Below are 17,269 nucleotides of genomic sequence, written 5' to 3' on the forward strand. Positions count from 1 at the left end.
CGCGGGTGGTCGCCTGGTCGCACGGGGTTCCAGGAGAGGAGCCGTGCGTGAAAGGAGCTGTGCGTCAGAGGAGCCGAGGGCGCCGGTGCCGGCTCAGGAGCGTGCAAGGTCGATCGCCGCGTCCCGGAGTCGCTCAGCCGATCCGGGCGCGAAGGCCGAGGACATGCCGTAGTAGCGGTGGGCGTCCTCCACTTCATACCCACCGAAGGCGTACTCCTCCCGGGTCGGGAAGTAGCCAGGACAGCCGTCGGCGTACCCGATCACCACCGTCGGCCCCGGCAGCGCCGAGCGGATCGCCAGCGCGGTCGCCGCGAACGGCTCGCCGGGCAGGGCCACCAGGCGGACACCGACCCAGTCGAGGACCGAGACCCGGCCGACCCACGGTGTGCCGTCGGCGAGCGCGAGCGCTACCTGGCGTTGACGGACGCCCGTCGGCCCGGTGGTCGGGACGGGCCGGGTTTCGAGCGCCGCCTGGGCGATCGCCGTGCCGATCCGCTCGCAGGCCGGAAAGGTCCGGTTGGTGCTGGCGCCGAGGGTCATCGAGGCGCTCGCGGAATGCCCCGTGTTGGCGTCGCCACAGCAGCCGGTGAGAAAGATCGCGACCGCATCCGGGTGCGTGCGTTCGAGTTCCCGGCGTACGACGCCCGGATAGTCGGCGGTCCACAGCGTGTTGTCGGCGCCGAGCACCACGGGATGGCAGGCGTACGACGTGACGATCGCAATCGTGCGACCGGTTTCATCCCGGAACGTCAGGACCGGCAGCCTCGGGTCGGTGGGTCCGTCGGGGCGGCGCCGATTGCGGGCGACGCCGGGGTCGCGGCCGATCCCGAATGACACCGTCGCCGGCCGGGCGTGGGCGTACGCCTGGCGAGCGGCGTGAACGCAGGCTTGCTCCAGGCTCCGGAGGTACGCCGGATCGACCGGACCGCCCAGCCGGCCGGGCACAACCGCGGGGCCGCCGTGGGTGTGGGTGGCGGCCACGACCACACCGTCCACCTGGGGTTCGCTGGCGAGGACGGCCCGCCGGATCCGTTCGCAGCTGTCCTCGTGGAGCCCGCAGGTGTCAGCCGTGACCACGATCGCGTCGCCGACGCGGAGCGCGCGTGCGCTGAGCCGGTCATGGGTGCCGGTGGCGGGCGAGGTGCGGGCGGCGAAGCCGGACATCGCGAGTCCTGCCGGCGGGGTGATGTCGACGACGGCCGCGCCGACGGGCGCCGAATCGGTCATCCGACCACCCGCGTTCCGGCCACCACCACCTGCTCGATCGTCAAGGTGGGCTTGCCGGGTGACCAGCGGAACCGCACGAGGTCGGCGGTCGCGCCGACCCTGAGCTCACCGCGCCCGCCACAGAACCTCCCGGGCGAGCCGCTCGCCAGCGCCACCGCTTCGGCGAGCGAGAACGGCCCGAGGTTGGCGACGTGCGCGACCCCGTCGCTGATCGGTCGGGCCGCGCCCGCGAGAAACGGCGTGCCCCGGTGGGAGAGTCTGCCGTCCTCGGAGAGTTCGACCTCTCCACCCACCGGCGTTTGGTAGATCCCGGGCGGTGACCCCGCGAGGGCGGTGGCGTCGGAGACGAGGAACGACCGGTTGAGCCCTTTGGCGCGCAGCATCGCTACGAGGGTGTCGGCTGGCAGGTGGTGGCCGTCAGCGATGAAGCCGGCGGACAGCCGGTCCTGCGCTAGCTGCGCCCAGATGTAGTGGGGATGGCGCGGCAGGACGGCGTGAGCACCGTTTCCCAGATGCGTGCTGAGACTGGCGCCCGCTTCGGCGGCGGTTCTGATCTGATCAGGCGTGGCGTGCGTGTGGCCGACGGCAACCCGAACGCCGTGGGAGACCAGCGCCGCGATGTACGGCGTGCTGTCGGGGAAGTGGGGTGACATCGTCACCAGGCCGACCAGCCCGGCACTGGATTCCTGCCAGCGAAGGAACTCCGCGACGTCCGGGGCACGCAGGTGTTCGGGCGGGTGCACACCACGCGGACCGTCCTCGGCTGACAGATGTGGGCCTTCCACATGTACGTAGGGGATCGCGTGGCGGACCAGCGGATCCGCGGCGCGAGCCCGTGCGATCCGGCGCAGGCAGGCCACGATGTGCGCCTCCGGCGCGGTGATCACCGTGGGAACGACGGTCGTGACGCCGACGCTCCACAGCGCCCGGACCAGCTTCGTGATGGTGTCGGTGTCGGCTTCGCTGTCTGAGGCGTTGACGTCGAAGCCGGCGAATCCGTTGACCTGCAGGTCGATCAGGCCGGGGGCAAGCCAGGTGTCAAGATCGCCTTGCGGTGTGGATGGATCCGGGTCGCCGTGCGGTGCGGGTTCAGCCAGGCGTACCTCGGCGATCAGCCCATCGCGTACGCGTACGACGAGCCGCTCGCCGGTCGCTGGGTCCTTTCCGGAGACGTCGAACGCGCCAGATTCAGTCGAGCTCACTGGCCGAATCCTGGTCGAGGTAGATGGTGCGGGCGGGGTGGGTACGCAGTGCCGTTGCCGGGCACGCTTCGGAGATCTCGTCCCGTAGGGCCCGCCGCACAGCCGGCGCCTTCGCGCGGCCCGGCACCATGCAGAACAACCGGCCCGCGTCCAGCAAGCGAGGAACCGTCAGCGTCAGTGCCGTCGGCGGGACGTCGTCGAATGTCGCGAAGCAGCCGTCGTCAACCTGCTGTTGGCGGCAGGTGTCGTCGAGCTCGACGACCTTGACCGCCAGCGGGTCTTCGAAGTCGGCCACCGGCGGATCGTTGAACGCTATGTGACCGTTGACTCCGATGCCCATGCAAACAACGTCGATCGGTGCTTCGGCGAGTAGGGCGGCGTACTCAGCCGCCCGCGCCTCGGCGTCGCCGTCGGTCCGCATCAGGTGGACATCCTTCAGCGGCACCTGGTCGAAGAAGGCGGTGCGGAGCCAGGTCGAGAATCTCTGTGGCGCGCCCTCGGGGAGCCCGAGGTAGTCGTCCATGTGGAACGCCGTGACCCTCGTCCAGTCGATGTCCGGCTCTCCCGCCAACGCCGCAAGGGTTTCCTGCTGACTCGGCGCCGCCGCGAACACCACGCGCGCCGTACCCCCATGGCTCAGGCGCTCCCGGACCTCGGCGGCGATGTCAGCCGCCGCGGCGATGCCGAGGCTCGCGCGGTCGGGGAAGATACGAACGGTCGGATCGGGCACTGTCACAGGGCATTCCTTTCGGCGACGTCGAGTTCGACCAGCAGGAGCAGGGAACGCGCGATGTGGAACGGATCCTTCACCGGAAGGGCGACCGTCTGGTCCAGCGGCGAACCATCCCGCTGGCGGATCTGGATCCACTCCCGCCCCGGCCCGGCCGGGAAGGTCTCGAAGGTGTAGGCGGACAGGCGGTCGTACCACCATGCCAGCTCAGCCGCGGCGGGATTACCGGTGGCGGGTTTGCCGGTGGCGGGGTTGCCGGTGGCGGGACTTTCTGTGCCGGCGTTCCGGCGGGACAGCAGCGCCGTCGTGTACATCGCTTCGGCGTGCGGCCACCACAGCTTGGTGTCCCAGGTGTCGCGGACCAGGCGTTCGTAGGCGTCGTCGAGGAGTCGCCCGGTCGGCTGTCCACCCGCCAGGTCGACGTACCTGAACAACCCGCCGTACTCGTCGTCCCAGCCGATCTCGAGTGCGCGCAGGGCGGCCTGAGGAAGCCAACTGGCCGGCACATCGACCGCGCCGCCGTTCTGAGTCGCCCCGTGGAGCGCGCCGTGGAGCGCCCGGTCGACGCCGGGCACCACGTCGGCGGCATGGACGAGAAACCACAGGCATTCCAGTGCGTGTCCGGGGGTACGGTGGCGGGCCAGGAGCGTGTCGTCCAGGCCGTCAACGCGGGGTTGCAGCTCCACCAGGTCGCTGCCGGTACGGAAAGCGTCGGAGATCGCTCTGGCGGCCCGGACCGCGATGTCGGCGCTACGCGCACTGCCGGTCGCACGGTGCACCTCGGCGGCCGTACCCACCAGGATCATCGGCAGCGCGAAGGCGGCGAAGCTGGCGTGCACGGGATAGGGATCCGTCCGCACCTGACCCGCCTGGATGCGTACGTCGGCCGAGTCGAGCAGCGCGTCAGCAAGGGCGCCGCTGTCGGCATCATTGTCGACCCTGGCCAGCGCGGCTAGCCCGAGTGCGACGAAGCAGTCGGCGAACACGCTGGTGTGCAAGCCGGATCCGGGCGTCGGCGGGAACGGACTGCCGCGCTGGTCGGTGACGTACGCCGTCGTCAGATCGGGAAGCACCGCGTGCTGGCGGACGAACGCGGCGGCGCCGCGCGCCAACTGGAGCAGGCGATCAGCGTCAAGGTCACCTTGCGCTGGGAGGGCGCCGGTGCCGACCGCCTCCGCGAGCCGGGCCGTCAACCAGATCCAGCGTCCCTGCGACCAGGTGTACTTGTCGGTCGAAATGAGGTGGGCGCCGCGGTTGTCCCAACAGGTGAAGACGCCGCCATGCTCGAGGTCGGGACCATGACGCAGCCACCAGGAGAGAACGTCGTCGACCAGATGCGACCGCAGGTCCATATCCTCAGCCATGGCGGGCCGCCTCCGTCCGGGTTCCGGTGTCGTCTGGCCCGACGTCGGTGGCGAGCTCCGCCACCAGAGCGTCGGAGTCCTGGTTGCGCCACGGACGGACGAACCCGGTGAGGACGAAGACCAGCAACGCGCACGCCACCGGCCCCGCGACCGTGAACGTCGGTCCCAGATTGCCACCGAGCCTGGCGATCGCGTCGGCGAACGCGTACTTCACGAGGACGAACACCACCAGACCCGTTGCCCACGAGGCGATCGCGGCGCTCGGCCCGCACCGCCGGAACGCGGGCAACATCCCAAGCAGCATGGGAATCGCGATCGGCCCGACCAGTGCGCCAAACCACAAGATGATGAGGCCGAGCACGCCACCGAAGGAGTCCGCGGCGAGCGCGATGCCCATGGAGAGGGCGATGAAACAGAACACACTGAACCGCCCGGCGGCGAGTTCGGCGCGGCCGGTCATCTGCCGGGCGCCCTTCCAGATCGCCGGGAGGATGTCGCGGAGCACCACGGCCGAGATCGCGTTCGCGTCAGAGGAGGTCATGGCCATTGTGTGCGCGAACATCCCGGCGAGGACCAGACCCACCAGACCTTCGGGCAGAAGCTGCAACGTGACCAGGGCGTACGACTGCGAGGGATCGGCCAGGTCCGGCAGCAGCAACGGCGCCGCCCACATCGGAAAGAACAACACCAGCGGCCAGATGAGATAGAGCCCGGCCGACAGGAGTGCGGCCCGGCGCGCCGACCGCGCGTCGGGTGCGGCGATGAACCGCTGCGCGAGGTTCCAGGTGCCGCCGTTGTACGAAAGTGTCGCGATCAACATGTACGCCAGGACGAACGCGACCGTGTAGTCGCCGTTGAACGCACGGGAATGGTCCGCGGGTAGCTGGTCCCAGATTCCCCAGACGGCGGGTATTCCACCGAGCTTCGCGAGTACGGCAACGAACAGCGTCGCCCCGGCGACCAGCTGGATCAGGAACTGCCCGAAGTCGGTGAGAGCATCCGCCCACAGGCCGCCGATCGTCGAGTAGATCAGCGTGACTCCGCCCGTCAGGAGAATGCCCCAGATCAGCGGCACTCCGGCGAAGATGTCGAGCAGGATTGCGGTCGCGGCCCACTTCGCGCCGACGTCGAAGACCTTGAGTGCGGTGCCGCTCCACGCAAGGAGCTGTTGCGTCGGCACGTTGTAGCGAGTCGAGAGGTACTCTAGTGGCGAGATGATCCCGAACCGTTGACGTAGCCGGGGCCAGCGGGGTGCGAACACCGCGGCACCCACGAGCATCGCGACGGTGATGGCCACCGCCCACCACACGTAGAGCGTGAAGCCGAACTCGTAGGCGACCGCGGCGTACCCCACGAAGACGGCCGCGCTGTAGCCCGACATGTGGTGCGAGATTCCAGACAGCCACCAGGGCAGCCGTCCACCGGCGACGAAGAAGTCGCGCGCGTCGCGGATCCGTGCCTTGGCCCAGACTCCGATGCCGACCATGACAACGAAGTAGGCCGCGAGTACGAGCCAGCCGAATGTGCCCATCTGCCCTCCCAGAGGCCCGAGTCTTGTGTGCAACCGCTTGCAGGTCAACCGTTGGGTGGTCGCGGTTCCCGATCTGGTCATGACCTTGGCGCCGAGTGGCGGGTGGGCGGGTTTCGGGGCCTTGTCGTTCTGGTTAAACCTGGCGATGGGGCGTTCGGGGAGGGGTGGAGTCGCCAGCCTCGGGACGTCGCGAGCCGCGTCCGTTGCCGGGTCAGCAGTGGAGAGCTCCTGGTCCGTGCACGCAACCGGTTGCAGGCCCTGGCCTGAGAATCGTCCAGCTCACCGTGAGGCACCGCTGTGTGAGGCCCCAAATGATCACGTATACGTGGTCAATGCATGCCTTGCATGGCACCGACACCATGGGAAGCAGGCAATGACCACGTATACGTGATCATTTGGGGGCTCAACCACGAGACCGGACGGGTCGGCGCGTGAGCGCGATCTAAGCTGCGTGTATGCCAGAGACCGAGGCGCCGCGCGGCACACCCACCATTCGCGAGGTCGCCGACGCCGCTGGCGTGTCCCGGGCCACGGTGTCGAGGGCGTTCAGCCGACCCGAACTCCTGAAGCCGTCGACGGTCGAGCACGTGCAGGCGATTGCCGGACGCCTCGGCTACACCCCGAACGTCGCCGCGAGGGCCCTGTCCACCGGACGTTACGCGACCCTTGCCCTCGTCGTACCCGACATCGCCAACCCGTTCTTTCCGCCCCTGGTCCGCGGTGCGCAGCAGGCCGCCGACCAGGCTGGGTACTGCGTTTTCCTCGGTGACTCCGACGAAAGTCCCGCACGCGAGGACGTCCTGCTGGGAAGGTTCGCCGGCCAGGTCGAGGGCATCGTCTCGGCGTCCTCCCGGCTGGCGGCCCAGGTCGTACGCCGGCACGCCGACCGCCGCCCCGTGGTGCTCGTGAACCGCGACATCAAAGGGATTCCGAGGGTGCTCATCGACACCGCGAGCGGGATCACGGCCGCCGTCGCTCATCTCGCCGAGCTGGGCCACCGCCGGATCGCCTACGTGAGCGGCCCGCAGACCTCCTGGTCCAACCAACAACGCCGCCGCGCGATTCAGCGGGCCAGTTCGGCCAGCGGGCTCGAGTTGGTCACCGTCGCGGCCCGCCGGCCGACATACGACAGCGGCGTCGCCCGCGTGCTCGACCTGCTGGCGAGCGGTGTCACGGGCGTGGTGGCGTTCGACGACGTGGTGGCGCAGGGCATCCTGGCCGGTCTCGCGACCGCCGGTGTCAGCGTCCCCGATCAGCTCAGTGTCATCGGATGTGACGACGTGGTCGCCGCGACCACCTCGCCGCCGCTCACCACCGTCTCAGCGCGTACGGACGAGGCCGGAAGGTTCGCCGTCGAACTTCTCCTGCGGGTGCTCGGGAGTTCGGACGTACGCGACGCCCGCTACGTCCTCGACACCCGGCTCATCGTCCGCGCGACCACCGGGCCGGCAGCCAAGATTGCTTCACGATCAGCGAACAGAACCACCTCAGGGGGAGGCCGGGCGATGCAGGCCGGCCGGAAGATCTTTGGCAGCTGACCGGTCGAGCAGCCACAGCGTCCGCTGTTGCCCGTGCGCACCGGTCGCCGGGATCTGGACGGGCCCCGCGCCGGACAGCGCCAACCGGACCGCCCGGGCCTTCTCCTCGCCGGCAACCAGGAACCACACCTCGCGCGCGGCGTTGATCGCGGGGAACGTCAGACTGGTCCGAATCGGCGGCGGCTTCGGCGATCCGTGTACGCCGACCACCGTGCGCTCTTCTTCGTACACGGCCGGATGCTCGGGGAAGAGCGATGCGACGTGGCCGTCCGGACCGACACCGAGCATGAGGATGTCGAACGCCGGAACCGGCCCGTGGTCCTCGGGACGAACGGCCTTGGCGAGTTCCGCTGCGTAGCGTTCGGCGGCTGCCTCGACGTTGTCGCCGTCCGGACCATCGCTGGCGGCCATCGGGTGCATGCGCGCGGGGTCGGTGGGTACGTGGTCGAGAAGTGCTGCCCGCGCACCGGTTTCGTTGCGTTCCGGGTCACCGGCTGGGAGGAACCGCTCGTCACCCCACCAGACGTCAAGGTGCCGCCAGTCGATCGCGTCCCGGGCGGGGGACTCCGCGAGCGCGGCGAGTACTCCGGTCCCCACCCCGCCTCCAGTGAGGACGACCGAGGCGCTGCCTCGGCTCGCCTGGACGTCGACCAGACGGGTCACCAGGCGGGCCGCGACGGCCTGGGCCAGCAGGTCCTTGTTGGCGTGAACAACGATTTCGGGCGCGCTCATGCCCGTCCTCGCTTCGCTGCGGTCGCGCATGAGGCACTAATGGCGCTGTGTTGACTGATTCGCTCGCTGCGCTCGCTCATGCCCGTCCTCGCTTCGCTGCGGGCTTGCGGGCGCTGGATCGGCCAGCCGACCCGGCCGCGGCCTTGGTGGCTTTGCCTGAGCTCTTGACGCTCGATCTCCCGCCCGGCTCCGCGGTCGACTTCGTGGTGGAACCGCCGGTCGAGCTCGCGGCCGCCTTGGCGGTCGTGGTCTCGGCGGAAGTACTACGCGTGGGCGTCCGGGCCCGGCGTTGCCCGGACTCCCGCTCCAGCTTGCGAAGGAGTTCCTCCACCGTCTGCGCGTAGACGTCGTCCGGGTCGAGCCGGCGTAGCTCCTCAGCCAGGAGTTCGGAGGTGTCGCGGCGTTTCAGCGCGACGTTCCGCTCGGGTTGGCCGGGGATGGAGTACCTCGCGAGCAGGCCGTCGGGGCGGGTGATCGCGATGTCGCCCGATTCGGTGTGCAGCCTGGTCGCGGTGATGCCGGGGCCCTTGCTGGCCTTGACCGTGGCGGGGATGCGCAGCTTTCGGGACAGCCAGGCGGCGATCAGGTCGGCGCTGGCGTTCGCGCGTTCGGCTTCGACTGTCGCACTCTGCACGGGTACGGGGTACTGATCGAGCGCGGCGGCCAGCAGGGCCCGCCACGGAGTGGTCCGGGTCCAGGACAGGTCGGTGTCACCTGGGGCGTACCGGTGGCAGTGCGACTGCAGGGCAGTGAGGGGGCGCCGGTCGGACGCCGCGTCGGTGACCCGGCGCTGCGAGAGCTGTCCGAGCGGGTCCGCGGAGGGTTCGTCGGGTGCCTTGCCGGGCCACCAGGCCACGACCGGCGACTCGGGCAGCAGCAACGGCATCACGACCGACTCGGCGTGCTTGGAGAGTTCGCCGTACAACCGCAGGAGGACGCTCTCACCGCCACCGCCCTCGCCGCCGACACGGACTTCCGCGTCGAGTCTCGGGGCGCCCCGACCCGCTCGGGGAATCACGCCGAGGATGCGGGACGGATGCTCCTTCGCCGCCTGCATGGCGGCCTTGAGCGCGTCGTAGTGGGTGCTTTCGTCGGCGACGACGATGAGGGTGAGCACCATGCCCATGGCCGGGCTGCCCGCGCTGCGGCGCGCCCTGACCAGTGCGGCCGCGATCTCACTCGCGGTCGTGTCAGACAGGTCGATGATCACGGACGCCTCCAGGTCCGGCCGTCCCGGGCGAGCATCTCGTTGGCCGAGGCTGGCCCCCAGGTGCCGGCGGGGTACTGATCGGGCTTGTCATGCTCGGCCCAGTAGTTGACGATCGGGTCGAGGATCTGCCAGGACAGCTCGACCTCCTCATGCCGCGGAAACAGCGGCGGCTCGCCGAGCAGCACGTCGAGGATCAGGCGTTCGTACGCCTCCGGCGACGATTCGGTGAAGGCCCCGCCGTAGGCGAAGTCCATCGTCACGTCGCGGATCTCCATCTGGCTGCCCGGCACCTTCGAACCAAACCGCAGGGTGATGCCCTCGTCGGGCTGGATGCGCATCACCAGGGTGTTGTGGCCGAGTTCCTCGGTGGCCGTCTCGGCGAACGGCAGGTGCGGCGCCCGCTTGAAAACCACGCCCACCTCGGTGACCCGCCGGGCCAGCCGCTTGCCGGTACGCAGGTAGAACGGCACGCCGGCCCAGCGCCGGGTGTCGATCTCGAGCTTGATCGCGGCGTACGTCTCGGTGCGCGAGTCGGCGGGGATGCCTTCCTCCCCGAGGTAGCCGGGGACCTTCACGCCGCCGGCCCAGCCCTCGGCGTACTGTCCCCGCGCCGTGTGCAGGTCGAGCCGGCGGGGGAGTTGCACCGCGGCGAGGACCTTCTGCTTCTCGATCCGCAGGCTCTTGGCGTCGAAGCTCACCGGCTCCTCCATGGCGTTGAGCGCGAGGAGCTGGAGCAGGTGGTTCTGGATCACGTCGCGGGCCGCGCCGATGCCGTCGTAGTAGCCCGCGCGCCCTTCGATGCCGATGTCCTCGGCCATCGTGATCTGCACGTGGTCGACGTAGTTGGCGTTCCACACGGGTTCGTACAACTGGTTGGCGAACCGCAGCGCCAGGATGTTCTGGACGGTCTCCTTGCCGAGGTAGTGGTCGATGCGGAAGACCGCCTCGGGCGGGAAGACCTCCGACACGATGCGGTTGAGCTCGCGCGCGCTCTGGAGGTCGTGGCCGAACGGCTTCTCGACCACGACCCGGCGCCAGTGTCGCGGACTCTGGTCGGCCAGCCCGTGCTCCTTGAGCTGGCGGATCGTCACGGGGAACATCCGCGGCGGCACCGAGAGGTAGAACGCGTGGTTGCCGTTCGTGCCGCGTTCGCGGTCGAGGTCCTCGATCGTGGCGCGGAGACGTTCGAACGACGCATCGTCGCCGAGCTCCCCGGGCACGAACCGGCAGCCTTCCTTGAGCTGCTTCCAGACCTCCTCCCGGAACGGCGTCCGCGCGTGCTCCTTCACCGCGTCGTGGACGATCTGCTCGAAGTCTTGGTTCGCCCAGTCCCGCCGGGCGAAACCCACCAGCGCGAAGCCGGGTGGGAGCAGGCCGCGGTTGGCGAGGTCGTAGACCGCTGGGAGAAGCTTCTTGCGGGCCAGGTCGCCGGTGACGCCGAAGATGATGAGGCCGCACGGACCGGCGATGCGGGGCAGCCGGCGGTCCTGAGGATCGCGGAGGGAGTTGCTGTCAGGAGCGGGTACGCCGGCTACCGCGACCGAGCCGTAGGGGCGCCCGTGTGTCGGCGCGAGGCCCGCGTCATCCGCGTCTCTCTGACGCGTGTCGGGACTTGCTGTGTCGGTCATGAGTTCGCCTTTCCGGCTGACTCGAGAAGCTGGCGTATCCCGGCTGGCCGGTCGGTGAGGTGCAGCCGGACTACTGGCCTGCCGGTTTTGACGAGGACCCGCGCGTCGCCCGCGGCCTGGGCGCGCTGGAGTTGGCCGAAGGTGTACGGCCGGTCGGGGACCGCGAGGTCCTCACGTACGTCCCCGGTGATCTGGACGAACGCACCGTCCCGGTGCCCGCCCTTGTGGTACTGCCCCGTCGAGTGGAGGAACCGCGGTCCCCAGCCGAAGGTCGTCTGGACGCCGCTGCCGGCGGCCACCAGGTCGCGGAGCTTCGCCACGTCGGCGTCGGCATCGCGGTCGAGGTACGCCTGCACCGCGAGGTAGCCGGTCGGCCGGACCAGCTGCCGCAGCGACCCGAAGAGGTGGTCGAGCGAGCGCGCACCGCCCAGCGTGTCGGGCTCGGCGTACACCTCCACGGCGCCCTCAGCCCACGCACGCGGCAGGCCGTCACCGGTGCCGGGGGAGTCCAGCAGCGACCGCGCCTGGCGCTTGGCCTCCTCGACGTCGGGCTGGTCGAAGGGGTTGATCCCGATCACCCGGCCGGCGACCGCGACCGCCGTCTCCCACAGGAAGAACATCGCGCCGAGTGGGCCGTCGGTGATGATCTGGCCCTCGACCGGGTGCTCGGGGGTTCCGATCGCGACCGGGGTGGCATCAGGACCAGCGGTCGCCCAGCCCGGCGTCTGCGCGGTGGATCTCCCGACGTCGACCGGCAGCAGGCCGAGCCCGCGCTTCCCGGTGGACTCGGCGATCAATTGCTCCGCCCACGCCGCGAAGCCCCTGATCGACGTCGCGCCCTCGGCGAGGACGACCTTCTCGCGACCGAGCTGATGCGCGGCACCGAGCGCGGCGCCCAACGCCAGAGCGGGGTTGCTGGGAGACGACGCGGCCAGGTCGGCGGCGACCGCCTCGGCCTCGTCAAGAAGGTCGGCGGTGTCGACGCCAGCGAGTCCCGCCGGCACCAGCCCGAACGCCGTCAACGCGCTGTAGCGACCGCCGACGTCCGGGTCGGCGTGGAACACCTTGCGGTATCCCTCGCTCTCCGCGATCTTGGCGAGGGGTGAGCCCGGATCGGTGACGACGACCATCCGGCTCGGTCCGTCGATGCCCGCCTCGGCGAACGCCTGGAGGTAGGCGCGCCGCTGGCTGTCGGTCTCGACGGTCGTGCCGGACTTGCTGGAGACGACCAGGACGGTGCGTTCGAGCCGGTCGGCGAGCGCCCGCCGGACCACGCCCGGGTCAGTCGAGTCGAGCACGGTCAGCTCCACACGCGCCGTGGCCGCGATGACCTCAGGAGCAAGCGACGACCCGCCCATGCCGGCGAGGACCACGTGGTCGAGACCCTCCTGGCGGAAGTCTGCGCGTAGCGCGTCGATCTCCGCCAGGAGCGGCCGCGAGGTCTGGGGCAGGTCGACCCAGCCGAGCCGGACCGCCGCCTCAGACTCCGCGTCCGGGCCCCAGAGCGACGTGTCCTTGCGGGCCAGGGCCGGCGCCACGTCGTCCTTGACCAACTGGTCGAGGACCGCTCCGCCGTCCGGCTGGTCGACCTCGACGCGGAGGTCTCCCGTCACTGGCGTGCTCCCTCCAGAGCGTTGCCCACGGTGTCCAGGACTTCCTTCCAGCTGGCCGCGAACTTCTCCACGCCCTCGTCCTCGAGCACCCGCACCACGTCGTCGTAGCTGATGCCGAGCGCGTCCAGGTCGTTGATCACCTCACGCGCCTCGGCGTACCGTCCCCGGACGGTGTCCCCGTGGACCTCGCCGTGGTCGTCGAACGCGTTGATCGTCGCCTCGGGCATGGTGTTGACGACGCCGGCCGTCACCAGCTCGGTGACGTAGATGGTGTCGGGAAGGCTCGGGTCCTTGGTCGAGGTGGATGCCCACAGCGGCCGCTGCGGCTTGGCCCCGGCGGCCTCGAGGGCCTGCCAGCGGTCTCCAGCACCGCCGCCTTCCTGGGGACGACCCCAGACCCCGAAAACTTCTTCGTACGCCTCGAACGCCAACCGCGCGTTGGCGATCGCCGCCTTGCCGCGCAGTCCCTTCCCCTGGTCGGAGCCGAGCTTGTCGAGGCGCTTGTCGACCTCGGTGTCGACCCGGCTGACGAAGAACGACGCCACACTCCCGATCGTCGCGAGGTCGTGGCCGTTGGCCTTCGCCTGCTCCAGGCCGGTGAGGAAGGCGTCCATGACCTCGCGGTAACGCTGGATCGCGAAGATCAGGGTGACGTTGACGCTGATGCCCTCGGCGAGGGCGGCCGTGATCGCGGGCAGGCCCTCGCGGGTCGCCGGGATCTTGATGAAGAGGTTCGGCCGGTCGACGAGCCACCACAGAGCGCGGGCCTCGGCGATCGTCCGCTCGGTGTCGCGGGCCAGCCGGGGGTCGACCTCGATCGAGACCCGACCGTCCACGCCGCCGCTCGCGTCGTACGCCGGCCGGAGCACGTCGCATGCCCAGCGGATGTCGTACGTCGTGAGCGCCCGGACAGCCTCCTCGACGTCGACGCCTCGGATCGCGAGGTCCCGTGTCTGCTCGGCGTACTCATCGGCGTCGGCGAGCGCCTTGGAGAAGATCGTGGGATTGCTGGTCACGCCGACGACGTGCTTGTCGTGGACGAGTTCGGCGAGGTTGCCCGAGCTCAGCCGCTGGCGGGAAACGTCGTCGATCCAGATGGCGACGCCCGCCTCGGCGAGAGCCTGGAGTCGGTCGGTCATGTCGTCTCCTTCAACGTCGAGGTAGGAGTGGCGACGCAGCACCTAGCCGCGGGCGGCCGCGATGCTCTCCCTCGCGGCCTCCGCCACCGCGTCCTCCGTTATTCCGAACTCCCGGAAGATGGTCTTGTAATCCGCCGACGCGCCGAAATGTTCGAGCGAGATGGTGCGACCTGCGTCACCCACGAAGCGGTGCCACGGCTGCGCGACGCCCGCCTCGACACTGACCCGGGCCCGGACCGTCGGCGGCAGCACCGTGTCGCGGTAGGCCTGGTCCTCCGCGTCGAACCACTCCACGCAGGGCATCGAGACCACGCGGGCGCCGATGCCTTCCTCCGCGAGCTTCGCGCGGGCGGCGACGGCGAGCTGCACCTCCGAACCGGTTGCGATGAGGATCACGTCCGGCAGCTGGCCGCCGGGTGCGTCGACCAGGGTGTAGCCACCCCGACCCACCTCGTCGGCCGAGGCGAACCCACTGCCTTCGGAACGATCGAACGTCGGGAGGTTCTGGCGGGTGAGGGCCAACGCCTTCGGGCCGTTCGCGCGTTCGAGGGTGTACCGCCAGGCGGCGGCCGCCTCGTTGGCGTCGGCCGGGCGGACGACGTCCAGGCCAGGGATCGCCCGGAGTGCCGCGAGGTGCTCGACCGGCTGGTGGGTCGGGCCGTCCTCGCCGAGACCGATGGAGTCGTGGGTCCAGACGTAGGTCACCGGCAGCTTCATGAGGGCGGCGAGCCGGACGGCCGGGCGCATGTAGTCGCTGAACACGAGGAACGTGCCGCCGTAGGGGCGGGTGCCGTCGTGCAGGGCGATGCCATTGAGGATCGCGCCCATGCCGTGCTCACGGATGCCGAAGTGCAGGACCCGGCCGTACAAGTCGCCGCTGAACTCCTTGGTGGCGTACTCCGGCGGGATGAAGGACGGCTGGCCATCAGGCGTGGTGTTGTTGGACTCAGCGAGGTCGGCTGAGCCTCCCCACAGCTCCGGCAGCACTGGCGCCAGCGCACTGATCACCGCGCCGGAGGCCTTGCGGGTGGCGACGTCCTTGCCCGCGGAGAAGGAGGGGATCGCGGTCTCCCAGCCGTCGGGCAGCCGCCGGACCCGCATCCGGTCGAACAACTCGGCCCGCTCGGGGCTGGCGGCGCGCCAGTCCTGGTAGGCCGCCTCCCACTCCTCGTGCACCTTCGCCCCGCGTTCGCGCAGCTCCCGCACGTGGGAGAGGACGTCGTCGGCGACGTCGAACGCCTTGTCAGGATCGAAGCCGAGGACCCGCTTGGTGGCAGCCACCTCCTCTGCGCCGAGCGCCGAGCCGTGTGCCTTGCCGGTGTTCTGAGCGTTGGGGGCTGGCCAGGCGATGATCGTCTTGAGGACGATGAGCGACGGGCGGTCAGTCTCGGCGATCGCGCGCTGGTAGGCCTGCCACAGGGCCTCGACGTCCTCGACGTACTTGTCAGAACGCCGCCACTCCACCGTCTGCACGTGCCAGCCGTACGCCTCGTAGCGGGCGCCGACGTTCTCGGAGAGGGAGATGTTGGTGTCGTCCTCGATCGAGATCTGGTTGGCGTCGTACAACATGATCAGGTTGCCGAGCTTCTGGTGCCCGGCAAGCGCGCTGGCCTCGTGGCTGATGCCCTCTTCGATGTCGCCGTCGCTGGCGACGACGTAGATGTGGTGGTCAAACGGGCTGGTGCCGGGCGCGGCGTCGGGGTCGAACAACCCGCGTTCGCGGCGGGCGGCCATCGCCATGCCGACCGCGTTGCCGATGCCCTGGCCGAGCGGGCCGGTGGTGGTCTCGACGCCCGGGGTGTGGCCGTGCTCGGGGTGGCCCGGCGTGCGGCTGCCCCACTGGCGGAAGTGCTGGAGGTCCTCGAGATCGAGCAGGCCGGCGTAGAACAGCTGGATGTAGAGCGTCAGGCTCGAGTGCCCACAGGACAGGACGAACCGGTCGCGGCCGGCCCAGTCCGGGTCAGCCGGGTCATAGCGCATGAGGCGTTGGTAGAGCAGGTACGCCGCCGGCGCCAGACTCATCGCGGTGCCGGGATGGCCGTTCCCGGTGTTCTCCACCGCGTCCATGGCAAGCACTCGGATGGTGTCCACTGCCCGCTTGTCGAGGTCGTTCCACTGGAGGGGGAGAGACACGTCGTTCATGCTCTCGCTACTCTCGCTCATGCGTTCGATCGGCTCCTGTCGCAAGAGATGAGGTCGGCACCGCTTTGGAGCCTACTCAGCTTCCGTGGTGGCCGGTCAGTGACGCCCCTCCTCGGCGAGTCCGGCGCGAGTCCAGCCGGCGACTCCTTCGGCCCCGCCGCCCGTCTCGGTGGTCGTGACCACCTAGACTGGCGGCCGTTCCTCTTGGCCGGACCGTCCGGCTGACGCTCTGGCTTTCGAGGTTTTCGTGGCGGCTGTCGACTCCGGGCCCTCCGTGGGCGAGACGGGTGTCGGTGCTCCTTCCAGTCAGTCGAGTTGGCGTGACGTGGTGGCGGCCTATGTCGCACTCACCAAACCCCGGATCATCGAACTCCTGCTGGTCACGACTGTTCCAGTGATGTTCCTCGCCAAGGGGGGCGTGCCTTCCCTCGGCCTGGTGCTCGCGACGGTGGTCGGTGGGATCCTCGCTGCCGGCAGCGCCAACACCCTCAACTGCGTTCTCGACCGCGACATCGACGAGGTGATGCGGCGCACCCGCCGCCGGCCGTTGCCACGGCACTCGGTGGGCCCAGGTAGCGCGCTCGTCTTCGGACTCGTCCTCGGCCTGGTCGCCACGCTGTGGCTCGGGTTGCTCGTCAACTGGCTGTCGGCGCTCCTCGCGCTCGCCGCCAACGCGTTCTACATCTTCGTCTACACGCTGGTCCTCAAGCGGCGTACGTCCCAGAACATCGTGTGGGGCGGTATCGCCGGATGCTTCCCGGTCGTGATCGGGTGGACCGCGGTGCGGGACTCCCTCGACTGGGCGCCGTTCGCGCTGGTGCTGGTGGTCTTCTTCTGGACGCCGCCGCACACCTGGACGCTGGCGATGCGCTACCGCGACGACTACGCCGCGGCCGGGGTTCCGATGCTTCCGGTGGTCGCGACCGAGCGTGCGGTGGCCTGGCAGGTGGTCGCCTACTCCGCCGCCACCGTCGTCGCGTCGCTGGCGCTGTGGCCGATGGCCGGCACCGGGTGGCTCTACCCAGTGGCCGCCGCCGCGCTGGGCGCCGTCGTGATGGTGGAGGCGTTCGCTCTCGTCCGCCGGGTCGCCCGGGGCAAGATCGGGCTCGACCTACGGCCGATGCGCTTCTTCCACTGGTCCAACCTCTACCTCGCGCTCCTCTTCGTCGCGGTCGCGCTCGACCCGCTGCTGCTCCGCTGACCGTGTCGTCGT

At 69.9% G+C, this 17,269-nt stretch carries 13 protein-coding genes; 2 read left to right on the forward strand and 11 right to left on the reverse strand.

Annotated elements, in window-relative coordinates; translation table 11 throughout:
- Positions 1-93: 93 nt before the first annotated feature.
- Genes B141_RS0100315 through B141_RS0100335 form a run of 5 tightly spaced genes read right to left on the reverse strand, consistent with a single transcriptional unit; the run spans position 94 to position 6,054 of the window.
- On the reverse strand, positions 94-1,227 hold the full coding sequence (locus B141_RS0100315) for a neutral/alkaline non-lysosomal ceramidase N-terminal domain-containing protein (protein ID WP_020573166.1): 1,134 nt from the start codon (positions 1,225-1,227) through the stop codon (positions 94-96).
- A complete protein-coding gene (locus B141_RS0100320) occupies positions 1,224-2,429 on the reverse strand; it encodes an N-acetylglucosamine-6-phosphate deacetylase (protein ID WP_020573167.1) in 1,206 nt (401 codons plus the stop codon). The genes B141_RS0100315 and B141_RS0100320 overlap by 4 nt, the downstream gene beginning before the upstream one ends.
- Positions 2,416-3,165 carry a 6-phosphogluconolactonase gene (locus B141_RS0100325; protein ID WP_020573168.1) on the reverse strand — a complete coding sequence of 250 codons (750 nt, stop codon included), beginning with the start codon at positions 3,163-3,165 and terminating at the stop codon, positions 2,416-2,418. The genes B141_RS0100320 and B141_RS0100325 overlap by 14 nt, the downstream gene beginning before the upstream one ends.
- Complete coding sequence (locus B141_RS51140; RefSeq protein ID WP_157180712.1) at positions 3,162-4,523, reverse strand: AGE family epimerase/isomerase; 1,362 nt, start codon at positions 4,521-4,523, stop codon at positions 3,162-3,164. Before B141_RS51140 ends, B141_RS0100325 begins: the two co-directional genes overlap by 4 nt.
- Entirely contained in the window at positions 4,516-6,054 is a 1,539-nt protein-coding gene (locus B141_RS0100335; RefSeq protein ID WP_020573170.1) for a sodium:solute symporter family protein, read from the reverse strand. The genes B141_RS51140 and B141_RS0100335 overlap by 8 nt, the downstream gene beginning before the upstream one ends.
- A 455-nt stretch (positions 6,055-6,509) precedes the next feature.
- Here B141_RS0100335 and B141_RS0100340 point away from each other — a divergent pair, with 455 nt between their 5' ends.
- Complete coding sequence (locus B141_RS0100340; protein ID WP_020573171.1) at positions 6,510-7,592, forward strand: LacI family DNA-binding transcriptional regulator; 1,083 nt, start codon at positions 6,510-6,512, stop codon at positions 7,590-7,592.
- On the opposite strand, the gene pgl is transcribed toward B141_RS0100340, so the two are convergent.
- The 6 genes from pgl to tkt all read right to left on the reverse strand — a co-directional run bounded on the left by pgl (position 7,542) and on the right by tkt (position 16,056).
- The gene (gene pgl / locus B141_RS0100345; protein ID WP_020573172.1) at positions 7,542-8,324 is read right to left on the reverse strand and encodes a 6-phosphogluconolactonase; all 783 of its coding nucleotides are present in this window, start codon (positions 8,322-8,324) and stop codon (positions 7,542-7,544) included. The two genes, B141_RS0100340 and pgl, sit on opposite strands and share 51 nt — an antisense overlap.
- A 76-nt stretch (positions 8,325-8,400) precedes the next feature.
- A complete protein-coding gene (locus B141_RS38225) occupies positions 8,401-9,534 on the reverse strand; it encodes a glucose-6-phosphate dehydrogenase assembly protein OpcA (protein ID WP_020573173.1) in 1,134 nt (377 codons plus the stop codon).
- Positions 9,531-11,162: a glucose-6-phosphate dehydrogenase gene (gene zwf / locus B141_RS0100355; RefSeq protein WP_020573174.1), complete on the reverse strand. Its 1,632-nt coding sequence runs from the start codon at positions 11,160-11,162 to the stop codon at positions 9,531-9,533. The genes B141_RS38225 and zwf overlap by 4 nt, the downstream gene beginning before the upstream one ends.
- Entirely contained in the window at positions 11,159-12,775 is a 1,617-nt protein-coding gene (locus B141_RS0100360; protein WP_020573175.1) for a hypothetical protein, read from the reverse strand. Before B141_RS0100360 ends, zwf begins: the two co-directional genes overlap by 4 nt.
- Entirely contained in the window at positions 12,772-13,914 is a 1,143-nt protein-coding gene (tal, locus tag B141_RS0100365) for a transaldolase (protein ID WP_026256763.1), read from the reverse strand. The genes B141_RS0100360 and tal overlap by 4 nt, the downstream gene beginning before the upstream one ends.
- Before the next feature lie 42 nt (positions 13,915-13,956).
- Positions 13,957-16,056 carry a transketolase gene (gene tkt / locus B141_RS0100370; protein ID WP_020573177.1) on the reverse strand — a complete coding sequence of 700 codons (2,100 nt, stop codon included), beginning with the start codon at positions 16,054-16,056 and terminating at the stop codon, positions 13,957-13,959.
- 247 nt (positions 16,057-16,303) lie between these two features.
- Here tkt and B141_RS0100375 point away from each other — a divergent pair, with 247 nt between their 5' ends.
- Positions 16,304-17,257: a heme o synthase gene (locus tag B141_RS0100375; RefSeq protein ID WP_420313565.1), complete on the forward strand. Its 954-nt coding sequence runs from the start codon at positions 16,304-16,306 to the stop codon at positions 17,255-17,257.
- The last annotated feature ends 12 nt before the right edge of the window (positions 17,258-17,269 follow it).

Origin of the sequence: Actinopolymorpha alba DSM 45243 (genome assembly GCF_000373925.1) — a bacterium.
In the GTDB taxonomy this organism is placed as follows: Bacteria; Actinomycetota; Actinomycetes; order Propionibacteriales; family Actinopolymorphaceae; genus Actinopolymorpha; species Actinopolymorpha alba.

Excerpts from the sequence above, each read along its gene's own strand:
- B141_RS0100315 (WP_020573166.1), bottom strand. The coding sequence starts at position 1,227 with ATGACCGATTCGGCGCCCGTCGGCGCGGCCGTCGTCGACATCACCCCG.
- B141_RS51140 (WP_157180712.1), bottom strand. The coding sequence starts at position 4,523 with ATGGCTGAGGATATGGACCTGCGGTCGCATCTGGTCGACGACGTTCTC.
- B141_RS0100335 (WP_020573170.1), bottom strand. The coding sequence starts at position 6,054 with ATGGGCACATTCGGCTGGCTCGTACTCGCGGCCTACTTCGTTGTCATG.
- B141_RS0100340 (WP_020573171.1), top strand. The coding sequence starts at position 6,510 with ATGCCAGAGACCGAGGCGCCGCGCGGCACACCCACCATTCGCGAGGTC.
- pgl (WP_020573172.1), bottom strand. The coding sequence starts at position 8,324 with ATGAGCGCGCCCGAAATCGTTGTTCACGCCAACAAGGACCTGCTGGCC.
- zwf (WP_020573174.1), bottom strand. The coding sequence starts at position 11,162 with ATGACCGACACAGCAAGTCCCGACACGCGTCAGAGAGACGCGGATGAC.
- tal (WP_026256763.1), bottom strand. The coding sequence starts at position 13,914 with ATGACCGACCGACTCCAGGCTCTCGCCGAGGCGGGCGTCGCCATCTGG.
- tkt (WP_020573177.1), bottom strand. The coding sequence starts at position 16,056 with ATGAACGACGTGTCTCTCCCCCTCCAGTGGAACGACCTCGACAAGCGG.